General features: G+C 55.6%; 14 protein-coding genes. 3 read left to right on the top strand and 11 right to left on the bottom strand.

Features of this window, described 5'->3' with window-relative positions; genetic code table 11:
* The first annotated feature begins 153 nt into the window (after positions 1-153).
* Positions 154-843: a TetR/AcrR family transcriptional regulator gene (locus tag L1F30_RS01755; RefSeq protein WP_253358627.1), complete on the top strand. Its 690-nt coding sequence runs from the start codon at positions 154-156 to the stop codon at positions 841-843.
* A gap of 39 nt (positions 844-882) precedes the next feature.
* On the opposite strand, the gene L1F30_RS01750 is transcribed toward L1F30_RS01755, so the two are convergent.
* Together L1F30_RS01750 and L1F30_RS01745 are read right to left on the bottom strand one after the other, a co-directional pair.
* Positions 883-2,181, bottom strand: coding sequence for an endonuclease (locus tag L1F30_RS01750; RefSeq protein ID WP_253358625.1), 1,299 nt, complete (start codon positions 2,179-2,181; stop codon positions 883-885).
* Between the two features lie 249 nt (positions 2,182-2,430).
* Complete coding sequence (locus L1F30_RS01745; protein ID WP_253358624.1) at positions 2,431-5,559, bottom strand: TonB-dependent receptor; 3,129 nt, start codon at positions 5,557-5,559, stop codon at positions 2,431-2,433.
* A gap of 665 nt (positions 5,560-6,224) precedes the next feature.
* Here L1F30_RS01745 and L1F30_RS01740 point away from each other — a divergent pair.
* Together L1F30_RS01740 and L1F30_RS01735 are read left to right on the top strand one after the other, a co-directional pair.
* On the top strand, positions 6,225-6,806 hold the full coding sequence (locus L1F30_RS01740; RefSeq protein ID WP_253358623.1) for a phosphoribosyltransferase: 582 nt from the start codon (positions 6,225-6,227) through the stop codon (positions 6,804-6,806).
* Between the two features lie 221 nt (positions 6,807-7,027).
* Entirely contained in the window at positions 7,028-9,175 is a 2,148-nt protein-coding gene (locus L1F30_RS01735; RefSeq protein WP_253358622.1) for a TonB-dependent receptor, read from the top strand.
* A 299-nt stretch (positions 9,176-9,474) separates the two neighbouring features.
* Here L1F30_RS01735 and L1F30_RS01730 read toward each other — a convergent pair whose 3' ends face one another.
* The 9 genes from L1F30_RS01730 to L1F30_RS01690 all read right to left on the bottom strand — a co-directional run bounded on the left by L1F30_RS01730 (position 9,475) and on the right by L1F30_RS01690 (position 21,748).
* The gene (locus L1F30_RS01730; protein WP_253358621.1) at positions 9,475-10,497 is read right to left on the bottom strand and encodes a S1C family serine protease; all 1,023 of its coding nucleotides are present in this window, start codon (positions 10,495-10,497) and stop codon (positions 9,475-9,477) included.
* Positions 10,498-10,555: 58 nt separating this feature from the next.
* A complete protein-coding gene (locus L1F30_RS01725; protein WP_253358619.1) occupies positions 10,556-12,775 on the bottom strand; it encodes a TonB-dependent receptor in 2,220 nt (739 codons plus the stop codon).
* 170 nt (positions 12,776-12,945) lie between these two features.
* On the bottom strand, positions 12,946-15,342 hold the full coding sequence (locus tag L1F30_RS01720; protein ID WP_253358617.1) for an aldehyde dehydrogenase family protein: 2,397 nt from the start codon (positions 15,340-15,342) through the stop codon (positions 12,946-12,948).
* A 9-nt stretch (positions 15,343-15,351) separates the two neighbouring features.
* Positions 15,352-16,389, bottom strand: coding sequence for a deoxyribose-phosphate aldolase (gene deoC, locus L1F30_RS01715; RefSeq protein WP_253358615.1), 1,038 nt, complete (start codon positions 16,387-16,389; stop codon positions 15,352-15,354).
* A gap of 90 nt (positions 16,390-16,479) precedes the next feature.
* A complete protein-coding gene (gene deoA / locus L1F30_RS01710; RefSeq protein ID WP_253358613.1) occupies positions 16,480-17,805 on the bottom strand; it encodes a thymidine phosphorylase in 1,326 nt (441 codons plus the stop codon).
* A gap of 97 nt (positions 17,806-17,902) precedes the next feature.
* Positions 17,903-18,529 carry a uracil phosphoribosyltransferase gene (gene upp / locus L1F30_RS01705; protein WP_253358611.1) on the bottom strand — a complete coding sequence of 209 codons (627 nt, stop codon included), beginning with the start codon at positions 18,527-18,529 and terminating at the stop codon, positions 17,903-17,905.
* Positions 18,530-18,532: 3 nt separating this feature from the next.
* The gene (deoD, locus tag L1F30_RS01700) at positions 18,533-19,243 is read right to left on the bottom strand and encodes a purine-nucleoside phosphorylase (RefSeq protein WP_253358609.1); all 711 of its coding nucleotides are present in this window, start codon (positions 19,241-19,243) and stop codon (positions 18,533-18,535) included.
* A complete protein-coding gene (locus L1F30_RS01695; protein ID WP_253358607.1) occupies positions 19,240-20,502 on the bottom strand; it encodes a phosphopentomutase in 1,263 nt (420 codons plus the stop codon). Before L1F30_RS01695 ends, deoD begins: the two co-directional genes overlap by 4 nt.
* Before the next feature lie 31 nt (positions 20,503-20,533).
* The gene (locus tag L1F30_RS01690; protein ID WP_253358605.1) at positions 20,534-21,748 is read right to left on the bottom strand and encodes a NupC/NupG family nucleoside CNT transporter; all 1,215 of its coding nucleotides are present in this window, start codon (positions 21,746-21,748) and stop codon (positions 20,534-20,536) included.
* Positions 21,749-21,832 lie beyond the last annotated feature (84 nt).

Raw genomic sequence — 21,832 nt, 5'->3', positions numbered from 1 at the left:
GCCAACATTTGAAAATATGCGATTGAACTCCCCTCTCTAACGCTAGCACAGGCCGCAGCCCCCGCAGGATACCTGACCTCACGCCCGTTGAACGAATATGGTATAAAGTGCCTGCGGCATAGGCCGCCCTCCTCTAACACACTGAACAAGCGCATGAATAAACCTGTAATAGATAACGGCCAGGATTTCGACCCCAAGGAAACGCCCACTGGCAAATACAAGGCCGGCAAGATTCGCGAAGACAATCTCGCCAATATTCTGAGCGCCGCAGAAGAGGAATTTGTACAACACGGCTACCGGGGCGCCAGCATTCAGGCCATTGCCGATCGCGCAGGCCTGCCCAAGGCCAATGTGCACTACTACTTTAAAAGTAAATCGAACCTGTACGTTACCATCCTCAACAACATCATCTCGATGTGGAACGACTTCTTCGACACCATTACCGAAGCAGACGACCCAGCCGTGGCCTTGGATGCCTTTGTGCGCAAGAAAGTGGCGCTTTCTTATTCGCACCCACGGGCCTCCAAGCTCTTTGCCATGGAAGTTATTCAGGGCGCACCACACCTGAAAGACTACTTCCGCTCAGACATGCGCACCTGGGTGCGTGCCCGCGCGCAGGTAATGGAAAGCTGGATTAGCCAAGGCCGCATGGACAAGGTAGACCCGGTGCAATTGATCTTTTTAATCTGGTCTTCCACCCAGCACTACGCAGATTTCGACACCCAGGTGCTCACCATCATGAATCGCGCCGAGTACGAGCCCGCCATGGTGGAGCAAATTGCGGATTTCCTGAGCCACATGATCCTCAAAGGCTGCGGCTTAACACCGCCCAAAAAGCGCTAGCGCGACGCGCGAACCACTGCACCGCCGCGCGCCTTTGCGTCAATGGCCCCAAATAGCCTGCACGTATTCGGGGTGATCAATAAACGGGTTGCGATTACCCTGGTAGGCGTGCGCCGCGTTATTGCGATCAATCTCTTTTTGGCTTACCGGGTCGGCCTTGTGCCAATCAATCAGCAGGTAGAGCATCCAGGTTTCAAATACTTTTTGGCCGCTCCCATCAAGCACGGCGTCGCTATAGCTGCTGTTGGATGCCCAGGCGCCAATCACATTTTCATAGCGGGTTGCCATGTAAAAATACGCACGGGCCACATCGCCTTTAAATTCATCTATGGGCTCAAACACCACCCCCGTGTAGCCTTGGCTTAACTGCCCATCACCTAAACGGCTGCCATTGCTGGTGGCTGCTATCACACTCGCCACCTCACCAAAGGGGTAGCTGCCGCGCAGGGCGTTTACATAGCCGTCGGTTGCGAATATGTGGTGCACATCGGAATTCATTGGCTCGATTGCGCCACCAAACCAGGAGCGCGGAAAACTGTGCTCGCGATTGTAACAATGGCCTTCGGCGGAATAGCTGCCACATTGATCAGCCACTGCGGTATAGGTGTAGGCCTCAGGAGCCGAGGGATTTTCAGAGTAAATATCCAGAATGCTGCCATCTTGCTCGTAGTAATTATCCACTTCATGGGCGGCATAAAAGCCCCAAAGGGCGCTGTAACCCTGCACATTGTGATCTTTAATAATATTGTGCAGTGCGGTTTTTAAGGCATAACCACTGAGGCCCTGGGCGGCATTATAGTAGCCGTCTACATCACCTCCTGCGCCACCTCCTGAACCTGCACTGGGTGTGTAGTCGTCCAGGTAGACAACTTCTGCGCCATCAAATCCCGATTGATCATAAAACCTGAGCCCCACCTCAATGGTGCCCGTAAAAGTTGCGGTGTAACTGTGACTCAGTTGCTGCCACTGATTTATTAACCCGTTGTCTGAATAGCCTTGGTAGCCATCTACATACAATCGCGCTTTAACACGGCCTTCAGTATGTTGTACCCACACAGAAAAATCGTATGTCTCCCCGGCGCTCACACTCACCGACTGCCTAAAATCTGTTGAAGATTGCGAACCGGTGGTGACATTTACCGCAGCCGCCGCAGAACCGCTATGCACAACGGCAGTGGATTTAGTCACGCTGATACCACTGTCGATGGTTGTCCAGCCATCCGGTGAAGACCCACTCCAGGTTTCAAAGTCACCATTAATCACGTTTGCCAAGCTAGCCACAGGCACGCCAAGCAACCCCGCAATGAATACACATTTCAACAAGCGTAATCTTTTCATTGTAATTACCTTTGCAAATTGAACGTTGGGCGCAGCACGCCTGCAATTGCGTTCACACGCGCGAGCGCCATAGCACCACTGAAAACCCGGCGGCGGTTCAACAGGCCAAACCGCGCGACTTTCACAGCCTTCTTGGCGGTCATCCATTAACGTAAGCTGCTAAAACGTCAACACAATGACAAAGCGCCAATTTTTACCTAAAAAAAACCCCGGCACAGGGCCGGGGTTGTGAGGATCTAGCACACGCGATTAAAACTCGTAGCGCACGCCAACTTTCAGCGCCCAGGTGGAGGCTTCAGCATCGTAGGTATCCCAGTTGCGAAGGTCGGTGCCACCAAAGGCTTCACGGTAAACGTACTGGCCGTTGATTACATCGTAATCAACAATTGCGCGATCGTTGAAACGCTTGTAGCGAATGCGGCCCATGTCGTTTTCGTAAATGCCGGTGTCGTTCAGGAAATCCAACACGTTGTTCATGGTGAGTTCAATCACACCGCGGTGGCCTTCCATAAAGCCAGGAATTTCCTGGGTGAACTTCAGGTCCATCTGGGTTTGCCAGGGTTGGGTGCCCACATTCTTAGGCACATAGCCGCCTGCGTATTTACCCAAACCTGCGGCGTTGAAAATTTCCATGATTTCATCGTAGGTGAGCGCGCTGCCAGTACCGTCGCCATAGGCCATGGCCGGATCATCAGCACCGGTGGGCACATAGGGCAGGTAGTTGTTTGCACTGTTGAACTTGGATTGATCACCCAGGTCGCCATCGCGGAACGCACCCAATGCATAGCTGAACGGCTTGCCAGACATGCGCTGCATGTAGAGGTTAAAAGTAGAGCGGTAGCCCTCTACAAACTCGGTGTCGTAATTCAGGCTCAATACAAAGCGGTGCTCAACTTCGTAGTTACCGCGGCCCATGTACACTTCGTTGCGGTTAATGCCGGGGGCGTAGCGGAAGTTCGAGTGCGCCGTTGAGCTGCCACCGTAGGTGCCTTCATCAATGTCTTGATGGGTGTAAGAGAAGCTTGAAGACAGGCCGTTATCCCACTGCTTGAACAAGCTGGTTGAGAAAATCTGGCTGTTACCGTTTTTGTCGGAATTGGTTAGCACCAGGTCGTAGTTATCACCACGGGTGGGCTGGTAAATCTTGCGGCCGCCATCCACAGTGGTGCCAATTTCTTCACGGGCCAGGTCGAACCACATCACGGGGTTGTCTTGCTTGATGTAGGTGTAGCTAGCGTTCAGGTCTACCTCGTAGGGCAACACGTAAGACACATCAAGGCCCGCGCGCCAATCGGAAGGCAGGTCAAAGCGTGGGTCTATCACGTTGGTAGAACCGTCGCCACGATCGGTTTCATCGAGCAGCATGTCGGCGGGAATAGTGAGCGAGGTGAGGCCCGTGTAGTCGTTCTCACCGGCGCTTACATAAGTTACACCGTCGTTGCTCCAGGAGTTGGCCAGCCATACATTGGGCTGGCCGCCAGAGAAGCGACCAACGCCACCTTTCAAGCGCAAATCGTCTTGAATATCCCAGGTGAAGCCCAAGCGTGGTAACAAAATTGATTTGCCGTCCAGATTTTCCTGGTTTGAAAACCCGTAGTTGGCTTCAAAGTTGCTGTTGTAGTTGGGCGCCTCATTGGCGGTGATCTTCTCGTAGCGCAAGCCGTAGGTCAGCTCGAAGTTGTGGGTCATAGCCCAAGTGTCTTGCACGAACAGGCTGGTAGTTACCATGCTCAGGTTGGCGCCGGCATCTTCTTTTACGTTGGTGTAGGCGTTGTCGTAAGACACTGCCGCATTACCCGCGTTCAGGTCTGCCAGGCTATCAAACTCGAAGGAGCCGTTGGCGTTGTACACATAAAGGTTAAACGCTTCCATCTTGTCGTACTTGGCACCGAACGACAGGGTGTGATCACCCATCAGGTATTCGCCCACCCACTCCAGGCCAAAGCGCTGATTTTCCAGCTCGTTGCCGTGGCGGTTCGGGTCTGAACCCAAGTGCACTTCGGTGTTTTCATGAAAAACAACAATAGCGGGCATGCCATCGTTTAGCGACACCTGCTCGGTCACGACATCTTTGTAGTTCACACTCAGCTCGGAAGAAAAATTGTCTGACCAGCTTGAGTACCACTGGCCTGCCCAGTTTTTCAGGGTTTCCGTTTTGTTGTAAGCACCACCGGCACTGTAAAAACGGTTGGACCGCGAGTCGCTGAACTCCAGCGAGTTACCCTCGGTGTATTGGTAAGTTAACGACACGCGCTGATCGTCGCTGATGTTCCAATCCAGCTTACCCAAAAACTTTTCGTCTTCTTCGTTCGGGCTTGCACGCCAGTCGCCCACATCCAAACCGTAGCGGCTGTTAATGGCGCTGCGCACCTCGTTATAGCCCGCCTCACTCAGGTTGACGCTGTTGGCAAGGCCCGCACCATCGGGGCCCCACTCTTGCGCTGTGGGCGATTCGTACTTTTCGTAACTGGTAAAGAAGAAGAGGGTGTCTTGTAAAATGGGGCCACTAAAGGTGAGGCCCCAGTTGGTGCGCTCGTAATCCAGATCCACTTCATCGCCTTTCGGGCCATCGGGTTGCGCAGTGCCGCCCAGCTCGTCGCCGCGGGTTTCGTAGAAGGCCGAGCCGTGGAATTCGTTGCCACCGGATTTGGTAACCGCGTTAATTTGCGCACCGGAGAATCCGCTCGCGCGCACATTGTAGGGCGTGGTATCCAGTGAAATCGCCTCAAGCGCCTGGGTAGAAATTGGCGAGCGACGGGTTGGGTAGCCGTTGTAGTTCAAACCAAAATCGTCGTTCTGGCTGATGCCGTCAACAGTCAGGCTGTTAAAGCGTGGGTTCATACCCGCAACAGACAGTTCGTTATCTGCACCCGGGTGCACCACCGCAAGCGGGTTCAGCCGCACCAAATCTTTGATGTCGCGATCCATAGAGGCCGTTTTGGCAATGGTATCTGCGCCAAATACGCTGGAAGTACCCGAGTTACCCTCACGCAAAAATTGCTCGGCCGTTACCGTCATCTCTTCCATGGTGCCGCCTTGCAGCGCGGCCGAGAAGCGCAGCGGCTCATCCAGCTTCAGGAAAATATCTTTGTATTGGGCATCCTGGTAAACATCGGAATCCACAACAATCTTGTAAGGCCCACCCACGCGCAGGCCATTGGCTGTAAAGCGGCCCGAGCTGTTGGTAACCACCTCGGTGGTGTTGTTTGACGGCTCGTGCACAATAATCACACGGGTCGCGCCTGCGGGGTTGCCATCGGGGCCGGTAACCAGGCCGCGAATACCGGAGGAGGTATCCTGAGCCAGGGCATCAGCGCCGCCCAACGCCAAAAGCACGCTAAGCGCCAACGGCTTGCGAGATAAGTTCTTAACATTCATGGTTGTTCACCCTCATTCCTATGCTTGGGTTTTGGATTCCAGGCCGCTTTGCGCAGCATCTGTTTATTTATTGTTATGGCCAGCCCTGCCAGGCCTTCACCAACACTCGGTGAAACACCGCTACAGCTCTCATTCTGCATTTACCACAAGGGCAAGCATTGCTGACCAAATAGTCAAAGCTAAATGTTGCGTGATTGTCGGCACGCCATATGACAGACGTGTGACGCAGCTATGTTACCAATATAAATTGCAATGAAATTAAGGCTTTCGGCTTAAATTTGAACTTTTTATGACCAACAAACCACGCCATAAAAACTATTAAATACTAATTAAAACAATAACTTAATCGCATTGCTCACACTTTGGCAGCAACCTACGCCGCCCGCGCCACACGTGCGTATGAAGCGACGGGCAGCGCCTCGGATGCCATGCACTGCCAAAGTGCACCTCTGCCCCAAACTAACCCAACGGTATGGTCAGGTTTTGGCAAGCTAGGGCGCGCAACAGGTTTGATCGGGAAATGTTTCTTTAATTAAGCGGGATTTAAGCTAAGATTTATTGCGCCCGGCCGGTGGCTAGCGCAGACTTAGCGCTAATTCTGGCCATGCGGTTGATTTTTAACCGCACTGGTGTAAATTCGCCGCTTTTTTCTCGGGGAAGCCTTCATGGAAAAAACCTATATCAGCGCCCAACAATTGTTGGTGGATTCACTGCAGCTGGGTTTGCAAATTTATGAAAGCGGCTACCGCCCCAATTACATTGTGGGTATATGGCGTGGCGGTGCACCCGTGGGCATTGCCGTGCAGGAAGTGCTGGATGTGCTGGATGTAAAAACAGACCACATAGCCATTCGCACCTCGTCTTATACGGGTATTGGCGAGCGCAGCCGCACGGTGGTTGTGCACGGGCTCAACTACCTGGTGCAAAACGTCAACGCGGAAGACTCGGTGCTGTTTGTAGACGATGTGTACGATTCCGGACTTAGCGTGCAGCAGGCCATTAAAGATTTGAAGGCCATGTGCCGTAAAAACACGCCCGACATCAAAGTGGCCACGCCCTACTTCAAGCCCGGCAATAACCAGACAGATCAAGACCCGGATTTCTACATCCACAAAACCGATCAGTGGCTGGTGTTCCCACACGAACTGCACGGCCTCACCCTGGAAGAAATTCGCGAGCACAAGCCGGAGCTTGGCCATGTGAAAGACCAGCTGCTGGCACTTATGGAAAAGCGTGCACAACGCTAAACGGTAAATAATGCGCTGTAAGGCCCACTCCCGAGTGGGCCTTACTGCACAGGGGCTCGCTGGATCTCCCCTGGGCCACAATATGCTTGACAGCCCAGGGGCCGGCCAATAACTTAACCAACCGGACATGTTTTGGCACTTAAGTGCCAGCAGCCCTCGCAAACGCTACACCCACCCGAGCACCCAAAAGTTAAAATATAACTCCAAAGAGGATGACAGAGATGCACACCAAACCCCTGGTCGCCGGTATTGCACTGGCCCTGGCCTCAGGCATGAGCTGGGCACAAACAGACGAAAGCAACAGCTATTTCGAAGAAGTTGTGGTTACCGCGCAAAAGCGCGAGCAAAGCATCTACGATGTGCCTGTAGCTATCAGCGCCTTCACCAGCGACACCATGGAAAAGCAGGGTATCAGTGACCTCACCGATATCGGCAAATTTGTGCCCAACCTCAACATCACGGGTTTCTCGGCGGGCCACACCTCATCGAACAACGCCTTTATTCGCGGCATCGGCTTACAAGATCACCTGATCACCACAGATCCGGGCGTAGGCGTGTATGTAGATGGCGTATACCTCGGCCGGCAGGTGGGGCAAAACTGGAGCTTGTCTAACATCGAGCGCGTAGAAGTACTGCGTGGCCCACAGGGCACACTCTACGGGCGCAACTCCATTGGCGGTGCCATTAACATCATTACCCGTGGCCCGGCCGAAGAGCCCGAGCTGCACCTGGGCACCGAGTTCGGTACCCGCGGACGCCTGAACGGCGACATCTACGCAAGCGCCCCGCTCACCGACACCCTGGCGGTATCCGGTAGCCTGGCCTACCAAAGCCGCGATGGCATTGGCGAGTTCACCAACCTGCCTCAGGCCGATATGGACGTGGGCGAGCTGCAAGATTTTTCTGGCCGCGTTGCCGCGCGCTGGACGCCCACCGATGCTCTCACAGTAACCTTTGCAGCCGACGCCAATGACGGCAAGAACGGCCTGCGCCCCTACACCACGCTGATTGACGAGCTGCCCAATGGGGCCGTATACCAAGCGGGCTATCGCAACAGCGATCGCGCAAACGATCCATACGACAACGCCACCGGCCAGCTGAATCAAACCGAAGTTACCAACAAGGCCGCCGGTTACTCACTCACCCTCGATTACGATATTTCAGACAGCCTGCACGCCAAGGTGCTCTACAGCGATCGCCACTCGGAGTACACCTCGGGCCTGGACGACGACAGCATTGAAGCGGATTTCCTGTCGTTCCCAGAAGAAGGTGAAGCCGACCAACGCTCGGTGGAATTCCAGCTAGACGGTGAAATGGGCGCGTGGGATTTCGTAACCGGCCTCTACTATTTTGAAGAGCAAGGTCACAACTTCCAGGACGACACCGTATTCAACGGTGGCGCCCCGAGCGACTTTTACCTGGCACAAGATCTGGAAAGCACTGCCATTTACGGCAACCTGGGTTATCACGTAAACGATGGCCTGCGCCTTTCCGGTGGCCTGCGCTATACGCAAGATGAAAAAAGCGCACACACCATTTTGTTTGAAACCATTGAAGAGCGTAATACACGCGACTGGGATGAAATCAGCTGGGAGCTGGCCGCCAATTTCGACGTAACACAAAACCTGAGCGGTTACGCCACCATTCAAAACGGCTACACCTCCGGCCAATACCCCGCGCGCCCTTACTGCCTGGTTGGCAGCTTCAATTTCGGCACCGGCGAGCTCGCGCGCCCCAACTGCTTTGAGGCCAACGACAACGTCACGGCCATGAACTATGAAGTGGGTATCAAGGGCACGCCGCTGGACAACCTCAAAATGAGCCTGGCGCTGTTTAACACCATTTACTCGGATTTGCCCTACCAGGTGAGCACCACCAGCGGCGGCGGCTTTGAAACCCGCAACCTGTTGGTAGACCAGGTATCACGCGGTATCGAGTGGGAAAGCAGCCTCGCCATTACCGACAGCTTCATGCTGCACACCACCTTGGGCTACATAGATGCCGACGTAGATGACGACGATGCGGCCGCGCCCTTAACGCCGGAACTCACCGCCTCCATCAGCCCCGAGTACACCCTGGGCCTGGATTCGGGCGAGCTGAGCTTCCGTGCCGACTGGTCTTACCGCAGCGAAATGTACGGCGAGCCCAGCAAAGACCCGGGCCGTTTAACCAAAATGGATAGCCGTGCGTTAATCAACATGGACATCACCTACCGCAATCACGATGGCAACTGGTCTGCGAGCCTGTACGGCCGCAACATTACCGATGAGCGCTACGACAACGCCCGCCTGAACACCGGCGACTATGTGTTGGTGATGCTCAGCAACGATGCCAGCGAGTTCGGTATCCGCCTGACCAAAGAAATGTAATGCCCTACTGCAGCTAACACCTGCATAGTCATACCATAACTGAGCCCCGCATTAGCGGGGCTTTTTTTACGGTGGAGAAAGCCGAATGATGCGCACTGCTGCCCCATGGTTTAAGCCTCCATGAAAGACAGACCTTGAAACTACCTACCTATATGGCAGAGTTTCTAAGCGATGTATGGAGATGAATTTGGGGGCCGCAGCGCACGCTTGGGCTTTTACCAAATAGGAGCACAAAAGCTCACCCTATAGCTTTTATGTGCTCCTGAACTATCCAATCGTACCTTGGCGCTCTCACGCCATTAATTTTCACCCCATGGCGCCTGCACCTCAGGAACCAAAATTAAATTTACTGTCTTGCCTGCGCGGCGAACTTCCACAACATATTCTTGCCCGGCTTTGCTTCTGCCCACCTGTTCGGCCAACTGCAGCCAGCTATGTATCGGCTGCTGGTTAATAGCCACAATCACATCACCTTCTTTAAAACCTGCGCGGTGGGCTGGCGCATTTTTGACGACTTGATTCACCACAGCCCACTGGCGCTCAAATTCGGCGCCCTCTTGCTTCAACCAGATGTTGTCACCCACAAGCCCAACACTCGGGCGCACCACCGGCTCACCCGAAGTTAAGGCAGGCATCACTTCATGGATAAGTGCCATGGGTACCGAGAATGAAATACCCGAAAACTGCGGCCCAACGGCCAAAATGGCACTGATTACGCCAATGGCCTCGCCCTCGGCATTGAGTAGCGGGCCTCCGGCCTGCCCCCGGTTGGTATAGACGGTGGTCTGAATATAGGGCAGCCAGGCGGCTCCCATACTGCGGATCGCCGGATTGCTGACCACACCCGTTGTCAAGGAGGCATCAAGCGTAAAAGGGAAACCCAGCGTAGCCACTGGCATACCCACTTTTACCAATTGCCGGGTGTTAAGCTTGATTGCGGGCAACCCCTGAGCCTCTATTTTGAGCAGGCTCACGTCTAGCAGTGGGTCACTCCCCAAAAGCCGTGCACCGTAGCGGCGCCCATCCTGTAGCGTAACCTGCACGTCTTTGGCGCCCTCCAATGTTGAATAAGCGCCAAGAATCAACCCATCTGCGGAGATCAAAAAACCACTGCCTGTTGTAGTACTTTCTCTAGCACCCACTTGCCTGTCGCTAAAAAACTTGGCTAATTCCTTAGGCACATCAGGTGTTTTATGCTCCCCTTTTACTTCAATTTTTACCACGGCCGCAAGCGCTTGTTGCGCCACGGTTTGCCAGTTTTGTGCCAGGCAAGCCTGTGTCATGCACATGCCAACTAAGGCCAACCCCAAGACAACTTTCATAATTAACTTCCATAAAAAAGGCCCGGAAATCCGGGCCTTTAATGCTAGGTAATTCCGCTTAGAAATCCATGCGGAAATCAACACCAAAGGTACGCGGCTCGTTTACGAAGCCGGTATTGTTGTTGAAATCGATAAAGCCCTTCACGTTTTCCTCATCGGTAATGTTGCGGCCATAGAGCGCCACTTCATAACCGTGGTTGTCGTTGATGTAGCCCAAACGCATACCGCCTTCAAACTGGCCATCAGTCTGAAACTCTTCGGATTCATACAACGCAAGGTTGGTTTCACCCTGGTAGGCCCAGTCTGTGAAGCCGTAGAACTCACCACTGCTTACCGGCACCGCATAGCGCAGCGTCAGGTTAGCGGTGAGCTCGGGCGCTGCCTGGAAGGGGTTACCATCGAGCAGGGCATTGCCGTTGCCGTCAAGTGGATCCAGCACCGTGCACTGGCCAGAGCCGCAAGGCGCGGTGGCCAGGTTTTTATCTTGCAGTTCGGTTTTCGCATAACCTACGCCGGCGGTGGCGAAGAAGTTATCGGTTACCGCGTATTCGAGGTCTACTTCAAAACCGTAGCCTACGCCTTTATCGGCATTGAGCAGGCTGTTGCCGTTGTTGGCACCACCAATGGCAGACAACTGGATGTCGTTTACCTGGTAGTAGAAGGTGCCCACGTTCAACCGCATGCGGCGCTCAAGCAGGTCGGCCTTGTAGCCCAGCTCGAAAGACGTAATGGTTTCTGCATCGGCCACCGACGGGTTGCCTTCAAAGGCTACATCGCGCGCCTGAATAGATTGCGCGCGGAAGCCGTTGGCAATACGCCCGAATAGGCTTGAGTGATCGGTAACCTGATAGTTGGTGGAAAGCTCCCAACCCATGCGGCCATCGTCCACTTCAACGGGCTCGTAGGTTTGAATGCTGGCGGCATTTATCACCAACGCAAAACCGTCTACGTTTTGCTCGCCCACTTCCAGGGTTTTCTCATCGTAGGTATAACGCAAGCCCAGGCTTACATCCCAGTCGTCTGTGACATCGTATGTACCCTGGCCAAACAGCGCCCAGGTGGTGTTGTCGTGGGTGACTGTGGTCTGGCCGAAGAAGCCATCGATGGTGGTTACGTCCAGTGATGAGTCGTAGTAAAAACCACCCGCCTGCCAGTTAAAGGGGCCTTCGTAATCGCTGGTGATGCGCAGCTCTTGGGTGAACTGCCACACCTTGGCCTGATCTTCGGTGACTGCCTGGAAGGGAATGAAACCCGGGCCCGAGGGGTTGCCGCCGTCGATATCGCCCTTACTGAAGCTCTCTGCGCGCTGGTAAGAGGTGATCATGGTCAACGCCGTTTCACCAAAATCCCAATCCAGCTTTAAGGTAGAACCGGAACCGTCTACACCTTGCGGGTTGTTGTCGCCGTCATCGTAAGCCACAACGTCGCGGTCGAAGTTGTCGTTCAGGCCAGACTCACCGGTAGTGAATACGTTGGCGCGGAAGATAGACGAGGTGCCGTTGAGGTCGCGATCCTGATGGGTCAGCAAAGCGCTGAAGTCATCGGTGGGCGTCCACAACAGCTGGCCGCGAATGGCGTTTTCAGTGAAGCCACCCATGGCTTCGTCTTCGCCGGTGAATTCGTTGTCGATCCAGTCTGAGCGCTGCTGAGACAGCACAGAAACGCGGGCGGCCAGTTTGTCTTCAACCAGCGCGCCGCCGTAGGCAGCCTCAAGATTGCGGGTACCCAGGGTGCCAGCGGTGAGGTTTACGAAGCCTTCGTTTTCAAAGGTGGGGCGGCGGGTGTCGAACTTCACCACACCGGCGGTGGTGTTGCGGCCAAACAGGGTGCCCTGTGGGCCACGCACCACTTCTACCTGGCGCACGTCAAACAGCGGGAAGCTTTTCAGCACCACGTTTTCCATCACCACGTCGTCCATCACTACAGAAACCGGCTGTGAGGCGGCCAAATCGAAATCCACATTACCCAGGCCGCGAATGTAAAAGCGCGGTGAAGCGCGGCCATTGGAAGATTCGGCATACAAACCCGGCACCCGTGCGGCCAGGGCCAGAATGTCTGAACCATCGTTGAATATGGCGTCCATGCGGTCACCGGAGAGCGTCGCTACCGAAATAGGCACTTCCTGCAAACCCTGGGGGCGCTTCTGGGCGGTAATAATTACCTCTTCCAGAATGAATTCGTCTTGCGCCTGTACCGCTGTGGCACTGAAGCTGGCTGCAATGGCTGCACCTAGAGCCGCTCGTATAAAGCGGTGCTTGGCGGGGTGCTGGCTGCTCATGGTCTCTTCCTCATTGATTTTTAGAGATAGTAGTAATGCAGACTTATGGCCGGTGAAACGGCTCACGCAACCATAAGTTAATCGGTTAACTTTCTACCATTAGACAGATATGCAAACAAGCAAACAGGCCCGTAGGCCTGCAAATTAAGTTAATTTAAGCACAGCTTTGATCAGTAACCACCGCCAGACTGAATGGCATCGCCATAGGGCACCCAAATATTCTTCACCTGGGTTGCCTCCTGCAAAAAGCGGGTGCCTTGGGTATCTTGTGCAAACCAATCGTATTCACCGCCGCCCTGCGCCCAGGTGCGCTTGAGATTGGCCACCGAGGCAAGCTCTACGGCGGCATTGCCGGCCGCCGAGCCGAAATACCACAGCGCATCTACCTGCAAATGTTCGGCCAGCACCTTGACCAGCGAGTCACGCTCACCGGTGACAATATTCACCACGCCGCCGGGTACGTCTGAGGTTTCCAGCAACTGGTAAAAATCTGTGGCAATCAACGGGTGCTGCTCAGAGGGCAGCATCACCACGCGGTTCCCCATGGCCATTAACGGTGCCAACAGCGACACCATAGAAAGCAGCGGCGCGTTGTCTGGGCAGGCCAGGCCAACCACACCAAAGGGCTCGTTCATGGCCAGGGTGACGCCGCGCATCGGCGGCTGATGCACACGCCCTTCGTATTTGTCGGCCCAGGCGGCGTAATAAAATAAACGCTCAACCGTGGCCTCTACCTCGCGCTCACAGCGCGCGGCATCATGGCCCGTACTTTGTTGCAAGCGACGGGCAAATTCCGCCGCGCGGTAGCTCAGGTTTTCGGCCAGGAAATACAAAATCTGCGCGCGGTTGTGGCCACTGGCGCCACTCCAGCCGGCGGCACCGTTGGCGGCCTCTACGGCGTTGCGAATGTCTTTGCGATTGCCTTCGCCCACCCAGCCAATCACCGAGCCATCGGCACCCACAACCTGCAAACTGGCGCCGCCGTCGGGGCGCACTTGCTTGCCGCCAATGTAGAACTTGGTGGTTTGATCAATGGCCGGCAGCGTGTGCTCCTGGTTTTTAGCCTGCGCTTTTTGCACCGGCTTTTCTTTGCTGGCGGTAAAAGGCGTGGGCGCCAGGTATTCGTATAAACCCTCAAGCCCGCCTTCACGGCCGAGGCCCGATTCACGGTAGCCACCAAAACCGCAGGCGGCATCAAACTGGTTGGTGGTATTGATCCAGATTACGCCGGCTTTAATTTGCGGCGCCACATCCAGGGCGCGATTAATATTTTCAGACCACACGCTAGCCGCCAAACCATAGCGGGTATTGTTGGCCAGCTGCACCGCTTCCTGTTGCGTGCGGAAGGTCAGCACCGAAAGCACCGGGCCGAAAATTTCCACGTTGGCCACTGTGTTGCTGCTGTCTACATTAGTGAGCAAGGTGGGCGGGTAAAAGCAGCCGCCTTCGGGCACTGCGGCATCTGGCTGCCAAAGAGTGGCACCTTCAGCCACGCCTTGCGCTACCAGTTTGGCAATTTGCTCGCGCTGGCTGTGATCAACAATGGCGCCCATATCAATGGCTTTATCGAGCGGGTTGCCCACGCGCAAGGTTTGCATGCGCGCACGCAGTTTACTGATTACCTGCTCGGCCACACCTTCTTGTACCAGCAACCGCGAACCGGCACAGCACACCTGGCCCTGATTAAACCAAATGGCATCTACCAGGCCTTCTACGGCGCTGTCTAGGTCGGCGTCGTCGAACACAATAAAGGGCGATTTGCCACCCAGCTCCAGGGTGAGCTTTTTGCCAGTGCCTGCCGTTTCACGGCGCAAAATCCGGCCCACTTCTGTGGAGCCCGTGAACGCCAGCTTGTTGATATCCGGGTGTTTCACTATCAGCTCGCCGGTGGCGCCGTCGCCGGTAACAATGTTCACCACACCTTTGGGCAGGCCTGCCTCTTCACAAAGCTCGGCAAACATCAGCGCGGTCAAGCTTGTAAATTCTGCAGGCTTTAACACCACACAATTGCCTGCGGCCAGTGCCGGGGCAATTTTCCAGGCCAGCATAAGCAAGGGGAAGTTCCAGGGAATAATCTGGCCCACAACACCCACCGGCCGGTGATTGGGCAGCTCGGTTTCCATCAGCTGCGCCCAGCCTGCGTGGTGGTAAAAATGGCGAATGGCCAAAGGCACGTCTATGTCGCGGGTTTCGCGAATGGGCTTGCCGTTGTCCATGGTTTCCAGCACGGCAAATTTGCGCGAATGTTTCTGCAGCAAGCGGGCAATGGCGTACAGGTAGCGCGCCCGGCCATGGCCGCCCAGTGCCTGCCAGCCCGCTTGCGCTGCCCGTGCAGCGCAAACGGCGGCATCCACATCTTTGGCCGAGGCCTGGGCAAGCTTGGCCAGCTGTTCGCCGGTGGCGGGGTTTGCGCTGTTAAAGTATTTACCGGCCGCCGGTTTTTGCCACTGGCCATCAATAAACAAGCCAAAGCCCTTGGCGTGTTCGGCAAGCCAATTGACAACGTTTTTATTATCTTCTGGCGCAGGTCCGTAGCTCATGTCGTTAAAGATCTGTTCAATGTTCATGGGAAATTCCTAGGCAATTGGGTGGCGGTGGCTAGCGGAGTAACACCCGGTAACCTGGTGCTCTAACTGGCGCTCTATATCGCCCAGCAGGCTTGAGGCCCCAAAGCGATAAAGCGCCGCGTTAAGCCACTCCACACCCAACTCTTCTTTGATCATTACTAAATAATCCAACGCATCTTTGGCCTTGCTAATGCCGCCAGCGGGTTTAAAGCCCACCTTAAAGCCTGTGAGTTCGTGGTATTTACGGATCATGCGCACCATAACCAGGCTCACAGGCAGGGTAGCGTTAACAGATTCCATGCCCGTTGAGGTTTTAATAAAGTCGGCGCCGCCCATCATGCACACCATAGAGGCCTTGGCCACATTGGTGAGGGTTGCCAGCTGGCCCGTTGAGATAATGGTTTTCATGCGGGCATCGCCACAGGCTTCGCGGTAGGCACAAATTTCCTCAAAGAGCTTGCCCCACTGCTGGTTCAATACGTAGCGGCGCGAAATCACAATATCAATTTCCGCAGCACCCGCAGCCACAGAGGCGCGAATTTCCGCCAGCCGCGTTTCCAGCGGCGCCATGCACGCAGGGAAGCCGGTAGACACAGCGGCAACGGGAATGCCGCTGCCAGCCAGAGCTTTTACCGCTTCTTCCACCATCACGTGATACACGCACACGGCACCGGTGGTGATGTTTAACGATTGCGCGCCCAGTGCTTCTATAAGGTCTGCACGCACGGGGTTGCGCGCCTTGGCGCACAGGCGGCGCACGCGGCCTTCGGTGTCGTCGCCGGAGAGGGTGGTTAAATCAATGCAGGAAATGGCTTTTAACAACCACGCAGACTGCCAGGCTTTTTTCACTGAACGGCGCGCCTTCATGGTGGCCACCCTGCGCTCAACGGCGCTCTGGTTAATGGCGATATCGGCAAGCCAGTGTGGGTGAAATTCAGTGCCCGGGTTGCGCTCGGCGATGGCGCGCGAGGCAAACATGGGTGTTACCACATTGTTGGCAGCGGCGCGCTTTTTACCGCTGCGGGGTGATTTTTTCACTGCTGTCATGATGTCTCTCTCGTCCCCGCTGTGGGCGGGTATTTATGTTCTACAGGCTTTTTTTGCCCGGCAAAACGCCGGGCAGCCCGCCTTCAACGCTTACTGCGTGCGCCCTATGCGCTCTAAAATCACGCTGTGTGCAGCTGCTGGGGCATCGGCCACGGTAATAGCTGCACGAATGCGCGCCGCCGCCGCATCGGCGCTGGCTTGATCGCGCGCGTGCACGAATGCCACAGGTGCATCGGCATTCAGCGCCTGACCAATGGCGGCCACTTCTGTGAGCCCCACGGCGGGATCAATGCGATCTTCTACGCGCCTGCGCCCGCCGCCAAGTTCCACCACGGCGTTGCCCACAGAGCGGGTATCCATGCTGGCCAAGTAGCCGGTTTGCTCGGCGTACACCGGCACCACCAAGGGGGCTTTTTCCAAATGGGCATCCGGGTTTTCAACCAAATCTTTAGGCCCACCCAGGGTGTGCACCATGTGCGCAAAAATTTCGGTGGCGCGCCCGCTATCCAGGCTTGCCTGCAACTGGCGGCGGGCAGTGGCGGCATCGGGGGCAAGCTTTGCCAGCACCAATAAATCTTCACCCAGCGCCAGTACATTTTCATGCAGGCGCGGCTCGCGTGCGCGGCCAGTGAGGTAATCAAGGGTTTCGCGCACTTCCAGCGCATTGCCCGCGGTAGTGCCCAGCACTTGCGACATATCGGTAATTACCGCGGCAATGGGCAAGCCCAAGCCCGTGCCCACTTTTACAATGCGCCCGCCCAGGTCTTGCGCTTTTTCCAGTGTATCGGCAAAGGCGCCGCTGCCGGTTTTAATATCCATTACCAGGCCATCAAGGCCTGCGGATAATTTTTTAGACAAAATAGACGCGGTAATCAGCGCCAGCGATTCCACTGTGCCGGTGACATCGCGAATGGCGTAAAAGCGGCGATCTGCCGGTGCCAGTGTTTCGGTTTGGCCCACAATGGCGCAACCCACTTTGGCCACCACCTCTTGCAGCCGCTCGTTGCCCGGCACAGAGTTGTAACCCGGAATGCTGTCTAATTTATCCAGCGTGCCGCCTGTGTGGCCAAGGCCACGGCCAGAGACCATCGGCACATAGGCGCCGCACGCGGCAAGCATAGGCGCCAACATGAGCGATACCTTATCGCCCACGCCACCGCTTGAGTGCTTGTCTAGCACCGGGCCATTCAAGCCGAGCGCCTGCCACTGCAAGGTGGTGCCGGAATTCAGCATGGCGCGGGTAAGTGCAACGTTTTCATCCAGATTCAAATCGCGAAAGAAAACCGCCATGGCCAGTGCAGACACCTGCCCTTCAGAAATACTGCCGTCGGTTAGGCCCTTTACAAAGAAATCGATTTCGGCCGTGCTCATGGGCTGGCCATCGCGCTTGCGACGAATAATGTCTTGTACAAGCATGTGTTATTCCCTACTTCAAAAATAAAAAATCGTACAACGAGCCCGCATCCCCACGGGCACCGTCGCACGGAAAGCCGCGCTGTGCGCGGTGAGTAATTTACTTGGTGCCGAAAATTTTATCGCCGGCATCACCCAGGCCCGGCAGTATGTACCCCTGCTCGTTCAGGCCGTCGTCTACGCTTGCTGCAAATATTTCCACATCCGGGTGGAGTTCATTTACTTTCTTCACACCCTCGGGTGCAGCCACCAAAACCAAAGCGCGAATACTGGTGCAGCCGTGCTTTTTTAACAGCTCGATGGTGGCAATCATGGAGCCACCGGTGGCCAGCATGGGATCTACAATCAATGCCAAGCGATCGCCAATATCGGGCGCGAGCTTTTCAAAATAGGTAACTGGCTCAAGGGTTTCTTCATTGCGATAAATACCCACTACCGAAATTTTGGCATTGGGCACCAATTCCAGCACACCATCGAGCATGCCGAGCCCCGCACGCAAAATGGGCACCACGGTGAATTTTTTGCCTTTAATGCGCTCTACTTCAACCGGGCCGTTCCAACCATCAAGCTGATAAGGTTCAAGCTCCAGATCGCGCGTGGCTTCGTAGGTGAGCAGTGCGCCCACTTCGCCGGCGAGCTGGCGAAAACGCAGTGTACTAATGCCGCCTTCGCGCATTTTTCCAAGCTTGTGGCATACCAGTGGGTGGCGAATTTCATGCACGTTCATGGCTTAATCCTCTTGCAAGGCACATTCCAGCGCCAGCTCAATCATGTCGGTAAGGGAGGTTTGGCGATCGGCAGCGGCCATGGCCTCACCGCGCAAAATGTGATCGGTAACGGTGCAGATGGCGAGCGCCTTGCCCCCCATTTCCGCGGCCACGCTATAGAGGCCCGCCGCTTCCATTTCAACACCCAACACGCCGTACTTGGCCATTACCTGGAACATTTCTGTATCTGGCGTGTAGAACAAGTCGGCTGAAAACACATTGCCCACCCGCACCGGTAAATTGCGTGCACGCGCGGCGTTCACTGCCTTTTCCAGCAGGCTGTAATCGGCAATGGCGGCAAAGTCGTAGCCTTTAAAGCGCACGCGGTTGACGTTGGAATCTGTGCAGGCACCCATGCCAATTACCAAGTCGCGCAGCTTGATGTCGTCACTCACAGCACCACAGCTGCCCACACGGATAATGGATTTCACGCCGTACTCGGCCATAAGCTCGCGCGCGTAAATTGAGGCCGAGGGAATGCCCATGCCCGAGCCCATTACCGAAATGCGTTTGCCTTTGTGCTCGCCGGTAAAGCCCAACATATTGCGCACATCCGTAACCTGCCGTGCGTTTTCCAAAAAGTTTTCTGCAATGTATTTTGCGCGCAGCGGGTCGCCAGGCATTAATACGGTTTCGGCAAAGTCGCCAGCCTTGGCGTTAATGTGGGGAGTCATGCAGGGGTTACCTCAGAGTCTTGGATAGAATGGCTTGGCTTGTGGCCAAGAAAACTGGTGCCGTGCGAAAGCGGTGCCAGGCCGAAGTGTTCGGCCAGTGTTTGGCCCATATCAGCAAAGGTGCTGCGCCGCCCCAAGGAGCCGGGCGCCAAGCCCGCGCCATAGGCAAGTACGGGCACGTGTTCGCGGGTGTGGTCGGAACCGGGCCAGGTGGGGTCGCAACCGTGATCGGCGGTGATAATCAGTAAATCGTCAGGCCCGAGCTTGGCCAACAATTCCGGTAGCCGCCCATCAAAATATTCAAGGGCGCTCGCATAGCCGGGCACGTTGCGGCGATGGCCAAACTCGGAATCAAAATCCACAAAATTGGTGAACACAAGGCTGCGATCGCCGGCGCGGGCCAGTGTTTCCATGGTGGTATCAAATAAATCCGGCAGGCCTGTGGCTTTGATTTTTTCACTGATGCCGGAGCCCGCGAAAATATCGTGAATTTTGCCCACCGCCAGCACGGTGCCGCCATCATCAACCAACCGGTTCAGCAAGGTGGGTGCAGGCGGTGTTACCGAAAAATCGCGCCTGTTGCCGGTGCGTTTAAAGCTTGCGGCATCGCGGCCCACAAAGGGGCGCGCAATCACGCGGCAGATGTTGTAGTCATCCAGTAATTCAAACGCAATTTTGGAAATTTCCAACAGCCGCTCAAGGCCAAAGCTTTCCTCGTGGGCGGCAATCTGGAACACGCTATCGCTTGAGGTATACACAATGGGCTTGCCCGTGGCCCGGTGCTCTTCGCCCAGGCGCGCAATAATTTCAGTGCCCGATGCGTGGCAGTTGCCCAACACGCCCGGCAGCTTGGCGCGCGCAATAAATTCATCTAACAACGCTTGCGGGAAGCTGTTTTGTTTATCGGTAAAGTAGCCCCAATCAAACATCACCGGCACGCCCATCATTTCCCAGTGGCCTGAGGAGGTATCTTTGCCGCTGCTCATTTCAGCGGCGTGGCCAAAGGCGCCTTCAATGCGCAGGCGGGTATCGGTTCCGGCGGGGAATTCGCCACGGCTTTCACGTGCGGCATGCATCAGCCCCAGGCGCGTAAGGTTCGGCAGCGCGAGCGGGCCTTTACGGCCCACATCGGCAAGGCCCTTGGCGCAGTGCTCGGCAATGTGGCCCAGGGTGTCTGCGCCCTCATCGCCAAAGGTGTGTGCATCGGCGGTGTAACCCACGCCGAAGGAATCCAGCACCAGAAAAATTGCGCGCTTCATTAAACCTTACCTCTTACGTTCATCGTGCGCCTCAGGCCAGGCTGATAAACAGGCCTGCCAAGGTGGCGCTCATTAAATTCGACAAGGTGCCCGCCGCTACGGCCTTCAAGCCCATGCGGGCGATGTCGTGACGGCGCTCGGGCGCCATACCGCCTAGGCCACCCAGCAAAATGGCGATAGACGACAAGTTGGCAAAACCGCACAACGCGAAGGTGGCAATCACCTGGGTTTGCGCCGATAAGCTCTCGCGCACGCCTATTAATTCGATGTAGGCCACAAACTCGTTTAACACAAGCTTCTGGCCCACCAGGCTGCCCATGGCCACTGCATCGCTCCAGGGCACACCCATCAAAAACGCCAGCGGCGCCAACAGCCAACCCAGAATTTGCTGCAGGGTGAGGCCGTCTACGCCAAACCAGCCCGCAACGCCACCCAACATGCCGTTTAGCAACGCAATGAGCGCGATGAATGCCACCAGCATGGCGCCAATATTCATGGCGAGCTTCATACCCGTGAGCGCGCCACCGGCGGCGGCATCTATCACATTGGCGGGCTTGTCTTGCTCGTCAAAGGAGGCACTTACCACATCGTCTACCCGTGGCGCCTCGGTTTCAGGCTTGATGATCTTGGCCATCAGCAAGCCACCGGGGGCGGCCATAAAACTTGCCGCAATCAAATATTTAAGCTCAACGCCCATGGCCGCATAACCGGCCATCACCGCACCGGCAATGGAGGCCAGGCCACCGGCCATGACCGCAAACAGCTCTGAGTTGGTCATGCGGTTAATAAAGGGCTTTACCACCAAGGGCGCTTCTGTTTGCCCCATAAATATGTTGGCCGCCGCCGACAGCGATTCCGTGCGCGATGTGCCCAACAGCCGCTGCACGGCGCCACCCAAATACTCCACCACCCGCTGCATCACGCCGATGTAATACAGCACAGACATCAACGCCGACAAAAACACAATCACCGGCAACACCTGAATGGCAAATACAAAGCCGATGGAATCGCTGGCCAGGCCGCCGAACAAAAACCGGATGCCATCGTTTGAATAATCAATTACATGCTGGATAGACGCCGCCGCACTGGCGAGCGCTTCCTTACCCCAGGGCACATACAGCACCAGTGCGGCAAAACTTGCCTGCAGCAAAAACGCCCCAATCACCGTGCGCAGGTTAATTGCGCGGCGGTTATCCGACAGCAGATAGGCAATCGCCAATAACGCTACCACCCCTAAAATGCCCATCTTTTCACCTTATTATTGGATTTTATGTGTCGCTGCTTAGATCTTAGTACCCACAGCCGCAATGCGCCCGAGCGCGTTTTCTGG

The organism is Simiduia sp. 21SJ11W-1 (assembly GCF_024138675.1).
Lineage (GTDB): Bacteria > Pseudomonadota > Gammaproteobacteria > Pseudomonadales > Cellvibrionaceae > Simiduia.
The sequence above is the reverse complement of the archived record's forward strand: the minus strand, read 5'-3'. Positions and strand labels throughout refer to the sequence as shown.